Below are 19222 nucleotides of genomic sequence, written 5' to 3' on the forward strand. Positions count from 1 at the left end.
GCACAACAACATGGTTCGCTATCCCTATAATTTTTATTTAATCGCTTCTTTAAGCGCTTCGGGTATAGGAGCCGGATCAATAATGCGAATGAATTCTCTTTTAAATAACATACCATCATACATCAAGTTGCCTTCCTTGTCAATTTCAACTGTAACAGAATGTCCCTTTGGTAATGGTATACTGATCTTATCTGGATATTGAATACAAACGAATTTATATTCCTCTGTTTTCCTATTACCTATTGTTGATTGAATAGTGTGATACATCCACTTTCCGTCGACTTTAATTTTCTGCACATTCGGCGATTGTTGCAATGTATCAGTATAAACATAAACGCCGTCATGATGTCTTTTTGAGGTATTTGTACAAGCAAGGACAATAAGTAATAATAGCCAGGTGCAAGTGGTGATTTTCATGGCAAGTTATTGTTGAGTGTTGGGTTTTCTTGTTTTTCGTTTTATTGACTGTTCAATCATGTCGGCCAGTTTAGAGGTTTCGATTTCGTAAACTAAATCATTTAATTCGTGTCGATTTAACGCCCTTATCTGTTTTGTATACCTTGATACATCAAAAGGGATATTTTGTGTTTTTGCTGCTGCATTTTGATAGTCATTTTGTATCAGGTTGGAGGGACAGATCAACCTGCCCAGGTAGTCGGAATAAAGTCCTTTCGTTTTCAGATGATCTGCTTTTTCCCACCAGGCAAAATTATTGCCCGAAGTAATTAAGCGGACATCGGAGGGAATAGTTTCAGTACTTCCGCCATTTGAAGGAAGGAGACGATCAAGAACATGTTTCAGCACCATCCAGATCGAATAAGAGTTACGCAGGATTTGGGGCCGTGTTCCATGTTTTGAAAAAACAGCTTGTATTTCTTTTAGTTGGAAAAGATCAAATCCATAACCTTCCAGAAAGAGAAGAAACGATTTGATGTATTCTTCCGAACCCAAAACAAGTAAACCGATGGCATTTCCATAATGTCCATGATTGGCAAGAATCCGTGCAGAACTGAAAAGTGTCTCCGCATTTGATTGAACTTCAGAATACACATCCAGGCATTCTTCTTTTGTTAATTGGAGGAATGTTTTCATTATTTGCTAGAACGTAAAACAGCGTTGTACACAAAAAGTACGGCTTTTTTGGTTCTTCTGAAAGAAGACCGTAAAATCCACATCCTAAAACTATAATCATTTATAACTTTAAAACTATGTCCTAATAATATTTAAGCAGCACCTGCGTAATTTTTTTTAATAGCTGTGCATTTCAGACTTTAACTGTGTTAAAATGAGGTTATCCGGTAACAGGTTAATCTGTTGGATCGATTGAGGACAAATTTCCAATGCAATATTTTAATTTCAGATGGACTATTTTTATTATTATTTTCAATGTTAAAGCCAACGATAGGCTATTGACCTATGTTTAAATTTTTTTCTGTATTTTTTTTTATAACTGTACTTCCTTACATAGTCTTTTCACAGGATCTTTCCAATAAAGGAACCGATTTTTGGGTGGGTTATGGAAATCATGTAAAAATGCTTTCCAATAATCAAACAAATGCGCAGGAAATGGTGCTTTACATCACTTCAACTCAAACCTCAAATTTTAAAATAGAAATTCCGGGCACCGGCTGGTCTTACTCCGGAGTAGTAAATGCAAATGCTGTTGTGACTACCCCACCTTTACCCAAAACGGGCGGGCAGGATGCGAGGCTCATAGATGAAGGAAAATATAACAGGGGGATTCACATCACCAGTGATTACCCAATTGTTGCATATGCACATATTTACAATCAAAATGTTTCAGGAGCAACCGTATTATTCCCTACCAATACTTTAGGCATAGATTATTATTCAATAAACTACACGCAAAAATCAAACGAACCTGATTCGTATTCATATTTTTTTGTTGTGGCGACTGAGGATAACACCCTTGTGGAAATAACTCCCGCTGCAAACACCAAAGCCGGGAAACCTGCAGGAGTTCCTTTTCAAATAAGCTTGAAGAGAGGAGAAATTTATAATGTGATGTCATTGGCAGATCTGACAGGTTCAAAAATCAAATCGATAAGTGACGGAATTTCCAGCTGTAAAAAAATTGCAGCTTTTGCCGGTACAGGGAAAATATACATCTCCTGTAATTCTGGCCAAAATACATCTGACAATATTATGCAACAGTCTTTTCCTGCAGGTTCATGGGGTAAGAAATATATAACCACCCCGACAGAAGGGATGCCTAATAATTTTTTCCGCGTAGCTGTTAATGATCCTTCGACGACTGTTGTTGTAAATGGCCAACCTCTTTCGGGACTAATTAACGGCTTTTTTTATGAATTTAAGGCAAACACACCGCAAATCATAGAATCGGACAAACCTATCATGGTGGCGCAATATATCACAACTCAAAACGAATGTGGTAATACAGCGATAGGGTCGAACGGAGATCCTGAAATGATTTATTTAAGTCCGATTGAACAAACAATCGATAATATAACTTTGAATTCGACTTCCAATTATCAAATAACATCTCATTACATCAATGTCATCTTAAAAACAGATGCTGTTGGTAGTTTTCTAATTGACGGACAACTTAACACTACAGCGTTTAGGCCTCATCCTGTCGATCCATCATTTTCCTACGCAAAATTTACTGTCAGTCCTGGTCCTCATAATTTAAAAGCAGACAGTGGGTTTAACGCTATAGCTTACGGCTATGGGAATGTAGAATCGTATGGATACAATGCCGGAGCCAATGTAATTGATCTCTACCAATATATTACTATTACCAATAAAAATGCTTCAACCAACACTCCTTCCGCATGCGATGACCTTCCTTTTTCAATTGCCATAACCTTACCTTACCAGCCTCTTAAATTAGTTTGGGATATACCATTGCATACGTCCGTAACAGATAATGCGCCGGCTTATACCAGAACTTTTATAAAAAATGGCAAACAATTATATGTATACGAACTGCCGGATTCTTATAAGTATGATCAGGAAGGTAATTATTTATTGAAAGTGACAGTAAATAACCCGACTGCGGAAGGTTGTTCCGGGTTGCAGGAAATAATCTTTAACCTGAGAGTCTATCCGAGACCTTCAGCTGATTTTTATACTTCTGTTTCTTGTTTTCCCGCACCAGTTACTTTTTACGACACTTCAAAAATCGAAGACCGGTCATCTGTAAAATGGTTATGGGATTTTGGTGATAACAGTAGCTCAGGATTATCCCAGCCGACACACAGTTACAGCATTCCTGGTTCGTTCAATGTGAAGCTGGCTATAATGACCGATGCAGGGTGTGTTTCAGATACGATTACAAAAGCAGTACTTATAAATCCGGTTCCAGTTGCTCGTTTTGGTGTGTCGGGTAATTTCTGTGCCAAAGGGAAAGTGTTTTTCTCCGATTCCTCGTCGCTTTATAATCAAGTGCGGATAACTGAATGGAAATGGGACTTTGGTGACGGATCCGCTTCCTGGATTACAAACAGACCACCAGTTACTTTTTATCATTTGTATCAGAATTCCGGTATCTATATGGCTAAATTAACAGTCAAGACAGCACAGGGATGTCAAAGTGTAGTTTTTGAGAAAGAGGTAATTGTCAAAGATCTGCCAAAAGTAGACTTTTCGCTTCCTTCTCAGGTATGTTTACCAGATGGACTTGTTCAATTTTCAGACTTATCAACGATCGCCGATAACTCAGAAAATCAGTTTTCATATAAATGGTACTTTAATGATTCAAACGCAAACGGCAGTAATCCGGATTCATCAATACTTAAAAATCCGGCACATTTCTTTTCCAAGGCTCAAGTATATCCAATAAAATTAATTGTAACATCTAAAGATGGCTGTACTGCCGATACCACAAAAAATTTAATGAATGTGTTAGAAGCGGTGAAGGCTGATTTTAATATTTCGGCAGCTGAAATATGTCAGGGCAACAACATTGTTTTTTCAGATAAAAGTGATTTAAAGGGGAGGTTGCTATCTGAATCTTTTTGGGATTTTGGAGATGGTGCCAAAGAACTAGGGTTGGAGGCAACTCATCACTACACTGTGGCTGACACATTCATTGTGAAACATTATGTAACTACAGCAGAAGGATGTTTTAGTGATACAATAAGAAAAACAATCATTGTTCATCCGGAACCTAGAGCAAATTTCAATATGGTGGGTGCCGGGTGTGAATTAAAAGGGACCATCTTTACTGATGCTTCAATCTTAAATAGCGGGCTAATTACCGGATGGAAATGGAATCTGGGTGATGGTACAACGTTAAATATTGATAGCAACAAAATTCAACATATATATGCGAAGATCGGAGGTTACAATGTTACCCTTGAAGTGGAAAGTGATAAAGGTTGTAAGAGCAATATCATTACTAAACCAATAGAAATATATCCAGTTCCAAAACCCGATTTTCTGTTGCCTGAAGTTTGTTTGAATGATGCTGTTGTGCAGTTTTCTGATCTGAGCTCCATCTCTGATAATACAGAAAATGATTTTACCTATCTATGGAATTTTGGAGACCCTAACGCCACTGATACAAATCCTAATACATCCACTGCTAAAAATGGTTTACATAAGTACAATGTGGCTGCAGACTACCCGCTCTTTCTTTCTGTTACCTCAAAGAATGGTTGCAACGGGACCGTTACAAAAACATTAACCGTAAATGGTGCAGTACCGAAAGCAGATTTTATTATTAATAACGGAAACGAAACTTGTAATAACGAGATCATTCAAATAAAAAATAGTTCCACGATTGATTTTGGCAGCATTACCAGAGTTGAAATATATTGGGATTATGAGAATAAGCCTGCAGAATTTGAAGTTGACGAAGAGCCATTCATAAACAAACAGTATAAATACTTGTACCCTTCTATCCAGAATAAAGCAAATGAGAGAAAGCAGATAAAATTTAAAGTATTCTCTGGTCAAACCTGCACCAGCGAAATGATAAAAACGATAACTATAAATGCAGTCCCTCAATTAGAGTTTCTGCCAATGCCCGGAGCATGTTTAAATGCCCTTTCCGAAAAAGTAACTGAAGCTCACGTGATCAACGGACTAACAGGAAGTGGTATTTTTTCCGGCAAGGGAGTGAATGCTGATGGAGTTTTCTCACCCGTAATTGCAGGAATAGGGAATCATACGCTGAAATATACTTTTACATCGGATAAAGGGTGTAGCTCAGAAACAGAACAAACAAAGTCAGTATGGTCTTTACCGGAAGCGAATTATAAAGTAGCAGATGTAAGGTGTACAGATCAGCCTGTTCTCTTTAAGGATGTATCAATAACAAATGAAGGAATCATTAACAGGTGGGATTGGAATTTTCAGGATAACAGTCCTGTCGATAGTACTACTGGCAGCAACATCGTTCACCGGTTTACAAAAAGTGGTGTGTATAATGTGCAACTACAGGTAACTTCTGATAAGGGCTGCAGAAGTTTGCCCCAATCATTGCCAATAAAAGTAAATCCATTACCAAAGGTTGTGTTCGAATTACCTAAAGTGTGTTTACCGGAAGGGAGGGGATTATTTAAAGATGCATCAACTATACCTGATGGCACCGAAGACGGGTTTACCTATCTCTGGAATTTTGGAGATGTTAATTCCGGAACGGAAAATTTCTCTATGAATAAGAATCCGGTACATTATTATAAAGGTCATGGTCCTTTTAACGTGGTACTCCAAGTGACATCCGTAAATGGTTGTGCTGCCATCGACAGTGCTATGCTGGTTGATGTGTTTGATCGACCAAAGGCAGACTTTGATGCAACGTATGAAACTTGTCCTGGGAATACGCTTGAATTTATTGACAAGAGCGAGGGTCAAGGAATAACAATTACCAAATGGAACTGGAATTTTGGTGATGGAAGAAAAGCTTCGGATCAACATCCTGCGCATGTTTATAACAAATCAGGTGATTATAATGCTTCACTTTCCGTCGTCAATAGTGAAGGATGTATTTCTGATACTGTCAAAAAATACATTAAAGTTTATTCACCGCCTGCTATTGATGCCGGCCCGGACCTGACTGTTACAGAAGGCGTATGGCAGACAATTAAGGCTACCGCTTCCGGCGATCAGCTTACATACAAATGGGAACCGTCTCTTTTTCTGAATAATGATACTGTACTGAATCCCAAAACAAATGCTACCGATAATATTTCTTACAAATTGATTGTAACGGGAAATGGAGGATGTGTCGCAACGGATGAAGTATTTATCAAGGTCCTGAAACTTATTCAAGCACCCAATACATTTACACCCAATGGAGATGGAATCAATGATGTTTGGGAAATAAAAAACCTTATTAAGTATCCTAACTGTATTGTGGAGATATACAACCCGCAGGGTCAACTATTATTTTATTCAAGAGGCTACACTAAAGCTTGGGATGGAGTTTATAATGGCAAACCGTTGCCAGCCGGTACATACTACTATGTCATCGATCCGAAAGATGGACAAACCCGTAAGACTGGATACATTACCATTTTAAGATGACAGAAATTCTATAAAGAACTTTTTTGATGCTTCTCTTGCATTCGTTATTAGGTTTATATGCAAAAAAAATTTGCTTCTAACTAAGTATTACGAGTAATTGCTTAGTTAAACTAATAGTTTTATGAATATGAAAATTTTCATGCTTTAAATAGAGGTATTGCAGTAATAAGTTATAATTACACGGCTGACGACCTAAATGCACAGTTAGAAAAAACAGACACATAATTTTTTGTGTTAAAGTTTAGAGATTATATTTACTGCATTGTTAGATTAATCAGTTTTAATCTAGTTTACTTTTTGAATCCACCATTTTTAACCAGCTTATGAGAAAAAATTGCAGGTTGCCCTACCTGAAATGTATTGTCGTATTCATTTCATACTTCTTTCTTTCTTCTCTTTTTCTTAATCAACAAGCAACTGCCCAAACAGTTGGCGAATACCGGATTGATGTCAGGGTAGTTTCCCTTGGAAATAATTACTGGGATGACGGCAGCAGAGGAGCGAGATATCGTTTTTGGGGATATACAAGAGGTTCTCAATGGGAAAATTTGCATCCGGGCAATGGTTGTATAAACGGAGCAAAAGGAACAACTATTTATCCAAATCTCACATTAAAGCCTATTTATCTTAACGCTAACGCTGCAAGGGAATTCACAATACAATTTACCACCCACCATGAAAGAAAAGAGGGCAGTGACGATTGTACAGTTCAAGGTGTATCGGGAATAACGTTTAACAAACCTGATCTATATGAACAGCAGCAAAATATTCCCTCGAATATTACAACGATTGCTGATTTAACGGCAGGTGTATTTACAAGAAGAACGAAGGTTCACAACTATAATGGCGGAACAGACGCCTGGTGTGAATTAGAAATACGATATACTTTATTGACTCCTGATAAACCGGTATTGAAGTACACTGACTCGCTCGGGCCAAATATTTGTGTAAACCAATTATTGACATTAAAAACCAATAGCCCCAATTTTAAAAAGGATGGTATTAAATACAAGTGGGAATATAGTGTATCCACTGATAACGTAATGGTACCAAATCCTGCTTATTGTGGCCCTGCTGACCCTACCTATGGATGTGGTCACTGGGAATACTATGATTATTACGATGAATATTACGGCTGGCAGCAGTATTCATATTGGGTAACTGATTATTGTTGTGACGAACCACCCACGATTCCAAACAGAACATGGCGTACATTGACTAATACGCTGCCATACAATTCTCCAACAGCTGACTCTATTGTATTTAACCCGCTATCGGATATTTTCGGGAACTACCTTGACCGGACAAAATCTGTTTATTTCAGAGTAAGAGCATATAACGATCTTGAATCGAAGTGGTCGGAAGCCGGATCAATAAGCGTATCTCCTCCGGCGCCATCTTTGGGCGAGGTACCATTTAGTACCCCTTCATGTCCTGGCAGCCCTACTGGTACGATTTCGTTACAAGGTATAAGTGGTGTTGGTAGTTATTTATATATTCTTAACGCCGGTTTTGATAACACTTCCATTAACTGCGATCCAACAGTACAGAATTGTGTTGGCTTCAGTATTGCTTCGGGTTCTTTCACCGGCAATACCTTGACTATTCCAAATGTTCCGGCAGGAAAATATACGTTGCGGATTGCAAATCCAGGAGACATTTATGGAACATGCTTTGCCTGGCATAATGTGCAGGTAGATTCTTTCCCCTTGTTGAAATTGCAGATTACTAATTACAGTAAGTCTGTAACATGCTTTGGTGCACAGGATGGTTCTATTAATCTTTCAAGCACTGGAGGCAACCGGGCAAGTATTGTCTATGTTGCAAAGAATGAAACAACAGCAGAAACCTTTTCGAATTCCACCGGAAACTTTACGAATCTGAAAGCAGGAAATTATTCAGTAAAAGTAGTTGATGGCTGTAATGAATTGAGGGAAGATATTTTGGTTATTGGACAACCAACAATAATCCAGGTTACAAGTGTGATCACGCAGCCGACCTGCGGTTCGCCTGTTAATGGAAAAATATCACTTTTGGCAAGAGCCGGAAGCGGTTCATATAATTATTTACTTACAAGAAGTGGTTCTATTATTGACTCACTAAATAATTCCTCAGACACCGTTTGGAATGTTACAGGTCTGGCAGCAGGTAATTATCAGTTGTCAATAAGAGATGGCGAACGACCAAATTGTGCTGGATATGATGCTAGTTTCACAATCGCCAACGCTGCTCCGCTCGCATTATCACTGGTGAGCAATGATCCTTCAAAGTGTTATGGTGCAGATAATGGTTTTATCAAATTAACTGCAACTGGTGGTTCCGGCACCTACCAATATTATCTTGCTAATACTTCTACAGGTTTAAAAATCTTATCTGAGACTGGTGAGTTTGCAAATATGGCTGCTGGAACATATGCAGCTTATGTGAAGAATAAGAACAGTGAATGTTCAGATAGTATCGCCTATCAGAACACGATTACCGTATCTCAACCAAGCAGTATTGCTATGCAATTCAGTATTCAGCATGTCGTATGCAAAGGCCAGAACAACGGTTCGGTGACTGCAACGGCCGTAACTGGTGGCAGCGGAACTTATTCTTATCAGTGGCAAAAACTTTCTGGTACATCCTGGTATGATTATACATTGAATGGTCAGGGTAACGGGGCCTCTTTAACAAACCTGTATCCTGGAACTTTCCGTCTGAAGATAACGGACACGGAAGGCTGTGTAAAATATTCTGAAGACTTAAATGTAACAGAGCCAGTATATGAATTAATACTAACTAATGTTGAAGTAACAGATATTAAATGTATTGGAACTACAGCGAAGATCGTCCCCATAGCGGCGGGTGGATATGGTAGTTATACTTACTTCTACACTCCATCTGGTGGCTCACTTACACAATATAATCCTCAGACATTTTCTTTTGCTCCGGGAACCTATACGATTAAAGTGCGGGACTCTCTGGGATGTGAGATTAACCATCCTGAACAGGTGATAATTACAAGTCCATCAACGGCTTTGGATTTTACTTATTCAACTTCCATTTATAATGGATACAGCATTTCCTGTTATGGAAATACAAATGGGAAAATAGCCATTACCGCAAACGGCGGTAATGGCGGGAATTATAACGGTTATCAATATGCGCTTGGAAATATTAATGGGCCTTACAGAAGCAGTAATGTATTTGATAGTTTAACTGCCGGGGATAAAACTGTTTATGTAAAAGATGGAAGGGGTTGCATTGTGAGTAAAACAATAACGCTCACTGAACCTGCTTCTACTATCACGGCAACTACTACCTATACAGGAACAACCTGTTCTTATGATAGTACGGGAAATATAACAATTACTGCATCGGGTGGTGTTGCACCTTATCAATACAAATTGGTAAGAACTGGTTCAATTGGCGCCTGGTGGGAAAATTGGCAAAGTTCAAATGTCTTTAATAATTTGTTATGGGGACAATATACCGTCACGGTTAGAGATGCAAATGGTTGCACAAGTGTAACAACCTGTTCCCTGACTTATAAAACAACAGGCCCTGCATTAATAATCACGAAGCAAGATGTCAATTGCTTTAATGCAAATACAGGGAGTATATCTATCGGCGTTTCAAGTGGCATCAATAATGTCACTCCTTACAGTTATTCATGGACTGGTGTTTCAGCTTCGACAGCATCAATTAATTCTTTATTAGCTGGATCATATTCAATAAGGGTTACAGATTCTTTGGGTTGCAAAACAGATTCTTCGGTGATTATTAAGCAACCATCTAAAATCCTGACGACCGCGTCAGCCAGACCAATTTGTATTGGGAGTTCAGATGGACGTATTATATTGAACACAAGCGGTGGCACATCTCCGTATATGTACTCCGTCAATAACGGAACATCTTTCCAAAGCAGTAATGAATTCAATGGGTTGGCCGCTGGGTCCTATCACGTAGTTGTAAAGGATAACAATAACTGTATCGATACACTGACCTCACAAATTATTCCAATAAATTTAGGAACAACCTACACCAATTTCCTCGTATCAAGCAAACAAAATGCTTACGACACGGTGGTTGTGAAGGAAGTATGCAATCCAAAACCGGATTCAGTGAAATGGGTATTTGATCCAGCCGCAATAGTTGTGGACTATAATCAGTATTCTCCACGTCTCAAATTTAATAGCCCCGGTACGTACAAAATAAAAATGATACCCTATTTCGGTGCCTGCGATTTGCCGATTGAAAAAGATGTAGTAATCAAACCGTTTGATTCGACGATAGTATTTACTAACAGCACTTACGCTGGAATTGACACAGTACTGGTATTGCCAAACCCCAACAATGGCCAGTTCTCATTGCAGGTGAAATTATTCAGATATCAAAAACTGGAAGTCTATATCAGGAATGTTTCCGGAATGCTGATCTATTACCGAAGGTGGAATTCCGTGAAGGAAATAATGGAAACGATCAACCTCAATGCCAATGGGTTTTTACCGGCTGGCTCTTATTTCCTGAAAGTGTTAACTGATAATGATGCACGTGACAGGCAAATTATTAAGCAGTAATTTTTTTAATAAACAAATTTTTAATTATCACTGTGGACGGGCAGGAATGAACGTATGAAAAAAATAGCACTCTTAATTATCCTGGGTTTCTTAGCAGGGAAACAGACCCTGGCTCAGGATATTGATGCTATTGAAAATAAAGTCAGGGCATTCAGTTTTAAGAAAGGAATAAAAATGAGCGGATCTTTAAACATAAACACCATTAATTATTTTTCCAGTGATTCGCTGAAACGCCGTGATCCGTTCAACTGGTTTGCGGGCGGGAATATCAACATTAACCTTTTCGGTCTCGATGTTCCCTTTTCCTTTTCTTATACAAATGCTCAGCTCCGTTATTCGCAACCATTTAACAGGATCCGGTTTGCGCCTAAATATAAATGGATAAAAACGTATACAGGAACAACCAGTATGACGTTTTCTAATTATACGCTGGCTGGTCACACGTTTAAAGGATTTGGTTTTGAACTGACTCCACGCAACTGGAGAGTAATGGCGATGTATGGCAAACTGAGAGAGGCAATACCCTATACCGATGTAAGAAATCCGGTAAATACAAAGGCTTCTTTTAAAAGAGTAGGTTATGGTTTAAAAGTAGGGTATGAGACAAAGGGAGAATCTATAGAGGCGATATTCTTTAAAGCCAAGGATGATAAAAACTCCATTCCGTTTATTCCAGTCGGAGGGTTGGTTACCCCACAGGAGAATATTGTAATGGGTCTTTCCGGTAAAAAGAAGATCGGAAAAAGAATTTTCATGGATGCTGAATATGCAGTTTCCGGCTTGACTGGCGATCTTCGGTCGGATACTGCTAAAAGGGAAACAAAGAATTTTAGTCTCTTATCCCGATACATCAAGACAAGGAATACTACCCGTTTTTATGATGCTGCTAATATAGGAATAGGCTACACAGGAGATAACTATGCGATTCAATTAAAGTATGAACGTGTTTCACCGGAATACCAGACACTGGGTGCATATTATTTTAATAGCGATCTGGAAAATTATACGATCATGCCCAGCTTTCGTTTGTTTAAGGGAAAGCTCAATTTTTCCGGCAATGTAGGTGTGCAAAAGGATAACCTGGATAAACTGAAAACCACGAGCACTAAACGCTTTGTTGGTAATATGAATGCGAATCTTATACTGAATGAAAAATGGAATATAGCAGGAACCTACTCCAATTTTTCCTCCTATACCAATATGCGTCCACAAACGGACCCGTTCTATCAAAATACACTTGACACATTGGATTTTTATCAGGTGAACCAAACCTTCAACGGAATGGCAGGGTATAACTTTGGAAATAAGTTTTACCGTCATGGTATTATGGCAAATGCCTCTTATCAACGGGCAAGTGACCAAAGTACTGAAACCGGTAAAGGAAGTCTTTCAGATTTTTATTCCATGAATCTTTCTTACTCGCTGGCGCTGACTGAAAAAAATATTAATCTGGCTACCGGCTTTAATTACAATAAAAATATTTCGGCAGATCGTAACGCTGTATTCATGGGACCAACCTGTAATATAGGTAACAGTTTATTTAAAAAGCTCCTTCGTAGTTCGGCATCGTTTACTTACAACAAGTCACTGAGCAATGGTATTGTCGGTAATGATGTTTTGAATGTGCGTTGGAATCTGAGTTATTCTTCTGCTAATAAGAAAGAAGCATCGAAAAAAACTGCTGACAAAAAAAATAGTTCAGAGATGGTTGGCAATTCGCCAACACAAGGCACGATTAAAAAAGATGACAAAAAATTTGCCGAGAGCCACAGCATATCGTTCAGTATGGGCTATACGCAACGGTTTAAAAACAGTGTTCAACCGAATGGTTTCCGGGAAGCCACGATAAACATTGGTTATGTATTCAGCTTTAAATAACAAAACAAGAAAATATAATAAACAGTAGCGAGGAATTGTGTGTGAAGTCAGTAAACGAAACGAAGATAATATCCAGAAGTAACAGAAAACTAATTATGCAGCAATCATTACCCCTATCCACTACGGTAACCTTATGGAAAAGAAACCGGAACAAAGGACTCCTGTTTTTATTAGGATTTGTTTTTGCCTTTATGAGTACACAGGCCCAAACCATTTATCCGGTACAGTCTACTACACGTATCATTCCTCCCTATTCTGTATACCTGGCAGATTATGCAGTAAATGGCAACGATAAATTACAATGCCTGTTGGTAAACCGTGATGCTACTGCCACTACTTACCAGGTAAGGTTGCGGCTTACTGTTAAGCTGAACGGAAGGGTAATTATGCAGACAAGCCCGAGCTTTAATCCAGCTCCAATCGCCCTTACTCCCAATTCACTCCAGCTTTTTGCAGGTTCTACGCTGGAACCATACCTCAAATCCGAAAACCTGGAATTTGTTGGGTATAGCCAGGAGTTGTATGAACAGAACCGTGCTTTACCGGAAGGCTTTTACGAAATTTGTTTTGCTGCGTTTGACTATTTTCGTCAGGATGTGCAGGTAAGTAATGACGGCTGCGGATTTTACTTTCTTGCGAAAAATGAGCCACCGCTGATAAACGGCCCGGCATGTGGTAATAAAATACAACCACAATATTCAACACCAATACGCTTTTCCTGGTTACCACGGAACACAGCTTCGATAAACTCGAATAACAGTACGATATACAGACTCTTTATTTATGAAGTAAATCCAAGAGGCACCAATCCCAACGATATTGTAAACAGCCTTCCACCTATTTATGTTGACAGTACCAATGTCAACCAGACTTATTATGATTTGCTGCCCACCACTACTTTATTCCGTGACAGTATGGAATATGTCTGGCGGGTTCAAGCGGTGGATATAAATGGCTCCGATCTGTTCCGCAATAATGGTTACAGTCAGGTGTGCACCTTTACCTGGGGAGGCCCCGGCGCTAATCCATTTGGAGCAATTGACAGTGTACTCAACCTGAATGCTATCGGAGAAACGGAACGGAAAGGAAAGATGTGGTGGACAAAGGATTTAACAAAGTACGACAGTTACAAAGTACATTATAAGAAAAGTGGAAGTGGATATAACTGGTTTACTTCTGAAACAGAATTTGATACGCTGAGAGTCTTTGACCTGGAACCTGACACGGAATATGAATGCCGGATACAGGGTCGGAAGAATGGCAGCTATGGCATTTACTCTGAAGTACGCTACTTCCGTACAAAAAAGATTATCCCGAAAGATTGTGATAATGATTCATCAACTGCTATCGCTACCAGCGGCAGGCCCATGCTGAATCTTTTAAAAGGCACAACAGTCACCTACCGGGATTTTGCAATAACGGTAACGGATTTTATCAATAACGGTAACGGATTTTACAAAGGCAGCGGCACAGTGAGCATCCCCTTTTTGCTGGGGCTGAATTTTGCTGTGGAGTTTGATAATATTAAGATTGATGATGCCGGCGTGGTATCAGAGGGAGAGGTGCGGTTTGTAAGTAATGACCTGCAGGACTGGATAAACAAAAAAATAAAAGCAGAGAACGGCGGCGATGATGTGGGTGATGTGATAACCGGTGATGATAAGACTGACAAGAGCGTGGACTACGATATTACAGACCCGAGTAAAATTAAAGTTCTTGGTCCTGTTATAAACGGGGTACAACAACCCGTTACCAATGGTGTTGCCGACCTGATCATTACCAAACCTGATGGGACAACAGATACGCTGAAAGCAGTAACGCTTCCTTATACCATTAAGGATAAGGACGGAGATATATACAGCATTGGCAAAGATGGCAAAGTAACGAAAGTTGGTAAGAGCGGAGCTATGCCAGGCTTGAATCCTGCGACACTAAATAAAGTACAACTGGATAAAGCCAAAGTCACCTTCAAGGCACATCCATCCCAGCAATATGCATTTGATGCATGGCAAACTGCGTTTGCCGGTAAACCGATCATAGCTGATGAATACGAAAAGCTGACGGATAGCGCTACCAACACAGTTTACTATGTGCCAAACAAAGCCATAGGTGCTTCGAAAACGGATAAGGTAATAGCGAAGATTGAAATTACCGACAACAGTATTATCGCTGACAGCATCAAGTTTGTAACAGCGAAGGGTACACAGTTTGAATCTAATAAGACTTCAACTGCTAACGAATTTGAAGTGCAGTTGGTAGGAGGGCCCGGTGGTGATGCGCAGGAATTATTTGCTGTATATAAAAAAGCTGACAGTACGGTAATAACGCTAGGCAAACTGAAAGTATCAGCATATGAAAAAATACTGAAGCAAATAGTGTTGGTTCCAGTGCAAGACAGTATCACGGATATAAGCTACATACAGGAATATTTAAAAGAGATATACAGTAAAATTAATGTAGACGTAGTTATTCGGCAAGAAGGGAAGTTTGACGACAATGGCTGGGATATTAACAAGGATGGGACATTAGATGTTATCGGAAGTAGTTTACTAAGTCAATATACGGCTGAAATGAAAGCGCTGAACAGGGCATTTAAAGGACGCAGATATGTTGATAAAAATAAGCTCTATCTCTTTGTGATGAAAAAATCCACTGAGAGCAACGGTATTGGTGGCGATATGCCAAGAGGCAGTCAGTTCGGCTATCTCTTTACCGAAGCATTGGGAACTGACAAGAAAAAGATCTCCCGCACAATTGCTCATGAACTTGGCCACGGAGTATTCAATTTAAAGCACACGTTTGATGAGGCAATAGGTTTACCTAAAGAGAGTACAAGGAACCTAATGGATTATACCAATGATCATAATCCAATTCCTGAATTATATAAATATCAATGGGATCAGATTCATGATCCTGGAATTGTAGATAAAGTTTTTGCTAGTGATGGAGAAGCATTAAGTGTAACACTCACTACCGATTATTTAACAGATTTTAAAAATCTTTCTGATGATAATTATACATTCATCACTCCGGCAGGAAAATATATAACACTTCCGAAGGATATACAATCAGTAAATTTTTCAACCCTCGATAGGCTTGTTTATGTCAAGAATAACGAGCCAACAAACGATTTGTTACCGATTGGCAGTTTAATTGGCTTTACGGATAAAGACGGTAACTATTATGGCTCCTATGTAGAAGGAGCTACATTTAAAGGGTACTTGAAGAAAGATACAAAAGACTTCTTCTATAAGGATAAGTATACACAATACTATAGTTCTGCTCCGAATAGTGGCATCGTATTGTTTGCTGGTGTTAAAACTGGAAAGTTTGTCCATTATGTTTCAAGGTTTGCAAGCATTGCTCTTGAAACAAAGCAAGATGCTGAAGGGCTTGGATCTGGACAATTAATTCCTAACCTCGCAATTATCAACTTGGTTCTGGAGGATATGGATAAAACTCTCTTAGAAGTTTTAACTGCCAAAAAAGTACATACAAATCTGAACTCTATTAGCGATGTATCGATTTATCTGAGTAACCAGGATGTGGTGTTTAATTATCTTTTTAGTGAAAAAAGCTTGCAACAGTTTTTATGTGATGTACTTTCTGAAAACAGTAAATTAAAGGACTATCTGGGTTATTTCACCCTAGCTAATTTGAAGAAAAACGAAATACAATCATTTGCTACCTGCTTAGCTTCTGAGTTCAAACTGGATATTGCAAAAACTTCACAAGCAGTATACGCAGCTTTAGCAAAAGCTCAATTTGGTCAATCAGGTAGATTAAACGAAGCCAGTTCAATGTTGAATAGTATCAAAACACTGACTCTGCAGGAATTAGTGGGCCTTGTGAGTGTTGATACAACTGTAGTAGGGTTATTAAGAACAGCAGTAAACAACCAAAAATCTGCCAGTGAGATTTACAACATTATAAAGAATAATTATAAACCGTGCGCATTCGGAGGTATTGACTTTGCTACACGTAAATATGTTCTAAATAAACTTTTAGGGAGCGGGTTTGATAATAATCATTGGTATACTGATCCGAGTATAATTGGAGATGATGGAAACTTTATTTTAAAATCCCTGATTGTTTCCACACCGCTTTTTGATCAGCCGAAGATATTGACAGAAGGATTCATGGCGAACAATTATCTCTGGTTGCGTAATATGTGGGGACAGGCGAATGCATGGTTTGACAACGGGGTTAAATATGCAGATGTGATCGATGTGTTCAATAACATAAATGTTTGGGTAAAGAACCATTACAAGGATCTAAAGGTGTCGGTTACCACTAAAAAGGAACTTGTTAGTGATTTGGGTTCTTTACAGTTTATTGAGTACCCGGCAGGCATGAATGAGTATTACCTGGGAATGAAAAACAACGAGAATTATCCTGTAGGAAATTTTTCATTAAGCACAGGTAATTACAGTGAAACCAGCGATATAACGTTTAAGACCGAAGGGAAAATCAGTTTTCGCCAAAACTATCATATAAAAGACGCCAGGACCTATTTTACTGCACCCGGTACACCGTCACCCAATGCTTCAAAATTCGTGGATTATGATGAAACATTTGATCCATTTGAACCTGTTAGCATCATAATAGCCGATAACTATGGCGAGTTAGATTTTCAGCAGGGGGATGCTTTTACAGTGCCGGCATATATGGCTATGGTATACGACAAGAGCATTAAAAGAAATGATAGGGATTATAAATTAAGGATGGTTGGAGATGGAATTATGATTGCAGCAGCTGTTTTCTTAGCTCCGGAAACCGGCGGAGGTTCATTAGCAACAGTAACCCAACTTATGGCAAAAGCAACCAATTTTGTCACAAAGGTAGGAGCAGTTACATCGGCTCTTGACGCAGCTATTCAAACAGAAAAAACAACGCTAACACAACAACAAATTGCGGGCAACGGTGACTTTTATAAGGCGTGGGATGAGTTTAAACTGTCGGTTGATTTTGCAAATTTGGGAATTGCAGGTGCGAATGTCGCAGTTTCTTTATATCCAAAAATAGCTTCATTCAATGCTCTAAATAGCTGGAACAGATTTACAAATCTTTGTAGAGCTAATACCAGTCGGCTTTCTGCTATGGCAAAAGGAACTTGGAACAAAATAATCAATCTCAATAAAGGAGGAGGAGAAATAATAGACCTTATAAAAGCAGAACAACGGTACACCAAAATATATGTTTCTTCAACATCCAAGCCTTTTGGACTACAAATGACACTTGACGAGGTCGGGCAAATATTTGGTAAAAATGGACGGCAGATTGTAACAGAAACAGAAACAACCGCTAAGGAAATTATTGCTCAGACCGGAGGAAATATTAAAGGAGACCCTGTTCTTACGGGTTTAATTGATAATAAAACAGGGCAAGTTTTTTATGGAAGAAATTTAAAAACTGATTTAGAGATAGAGCAGTTTTTAGAAGACATGCATCCCATTCTTAAAGAACGTCTGAAAATCCATCACACACATATTGCAGATAATACATTGCATGCTGTCGGAAGTGATATTCAGCGGGCAGGTATTCCCGCTTCTCATTCTGAAATAGTTGCAATTGATAAAGCGCTTAAAGCACGAGGAGCAACAGCAACAGAAGCGGATATAAAAGACTTTATTATTCACAATAGGGCATTGGGTGGGCAGTTAGACAACATGGGGATTCCTATAGGCTGCCCTCCACGCTGCGCACATTGTTGGTATTTGAGTGACGAAATAAAAGTAATTGGAAATGACTAACGGATATAATGTAAAAGATTTAGAACTGCTTCAGGATGAAGTTGGAGCGTGGTATTATGCACTTAATAGAAAGCCTTATACAGGTTATGCCTATGCTCTTTTCCCAAATGGGAATATGTCATACGAATACAACCTTGTTAATGGGTATGAAGAAGGAATTCAAAAAATATGGTTCCCGAACGGTCAATTGCAAGTTGAATGCTATAAAAAGGACAATCTAACACATGGGAAAAGTTTAGAATGGTTCGAAAATGGTGTTTTGCGATTTGAAGCTGAGTATAATATGGGACTAAGAGTATGGTACAAAATGTACAATCAAGAAGGCGAATTGGTAAAACAGTATCCATAGAGAATTGATTAAATGGTCGGCCAACCCATGTGAGTGATGGTGATTCTGAAGGGAAGTTATTAGGGGAGCTTTTAACCCAAGTGCATGCACAATTAATGGGTGAATATTAAACCATATTTATTTTGAAAAAAACCAATATGATTCTTTTAACAGTTACAATATGA

Annotated in this window: 7 protein-coding genes; 5 read left to right on the top strand and 2 right to left on the bottom strand. The window is 38.8% G+C overall.

What is annotated here, in order from left to right; all coding sequences use genetic code 11:
• Positions 1-33: 33 nt before the first annotated feature.
• Positions 34-417 (bottom strand): hypothetical protein, encoded by a 384-nt coding sequence (locus ACO1QW_RS05495; RefSeq protein ID WP_486256459.1) that lies wholly within the window; start codon positions 415-417, stop codon positions 34-36.
• A 6-nt stretch (positions 418-423) separates the two neighbouring features.
• Positions 424-1092 carry an AbiV family abortive infection protein gene (locus ACO1QW_RS05500; protein WP_486256461.1) on the bottom strand — a complete coding sequence of 223 codons (669 nt, stop codon included), beginning with the start codon at positions 1090-1092 and terminating at the stop codon, positions 424-426.
• 324 nt (positions 1093-1416) lie between these two features.
• Here ACO1QW_RS05500 and ACO1QW_RS05505 point away from each other — a divergent pair, with 324 nt between their 5' ends.
• The 5 genes from ACO1QW_RS05505 to ACO1QW_RS05525 all read left to right on the top strand — a co-directional run bounded on the left by ACO1QW_RS05505 (position 1417) and on the right by ACO1QW_RS05525 (position 19058).
• Complete coding sequence (locus tag ACO1QW_RS05505; protein ID WP_486256463.1) at positions 1417-6516, top strand: PKD domain-containing protein; 5100 nt, start codon at positions 1417-1419, stop codon at positions 6514-6516.
• A gap of 323 nt (positions 6517-6839) precedes the next feature.
• The gene (locus tag ACO1QW_RS05510; protein WP_486256465.1) at positions 6840-11078 is read left to right on the top strand and encodes a T9SS type A sorting domain-containing protein; all 4239 of its coding nucleotides are present in this window, start codon (positions 6840-6842) and stop codon (positions 11076-11078) included.
• 54 nt (positions 11079-11132) lie between these two features.
• Entirely contained in the window at positions 11133-12956 is a 1824-nt protein-coding gene (locus ACO1QW_RS05515) for a hypothetical protein (RefSeq protein ID WP_486256467.1), read from the top strand.
• A gap of 386 nt (positions 12957-13342) precedes the next feature.
• On the top strand, positions 13343-18709 hold the full coding sequence (locus ACO1QW_RS05520) for a fibronectin type III domain-containing protein (RefSeq protein ID WP_486256469.1): 5367 nt from the start codon (positions 13343-13345) through the stop codon (positions 18707-18709).
• Entirely contained in the window at positions 18702-19058 is a 357-nt protein-coding gene (locus ACO1QW_RS05525) for a toxin-antitoxin system YwqK family antitoxin (RefSeq protein ID WP_486256471.1), read from the top strand. The genes ACO1QW_RS05520 and ACO1QW_RS05525 overlap by 8 nt, the downstream gene beginning before the upstream one ends.
• Positions 19059-19222: the final 164 nt, after the last annotated feature.

It is taken from the genome of Lacibacter sp. (assembly GCF_057361365.1).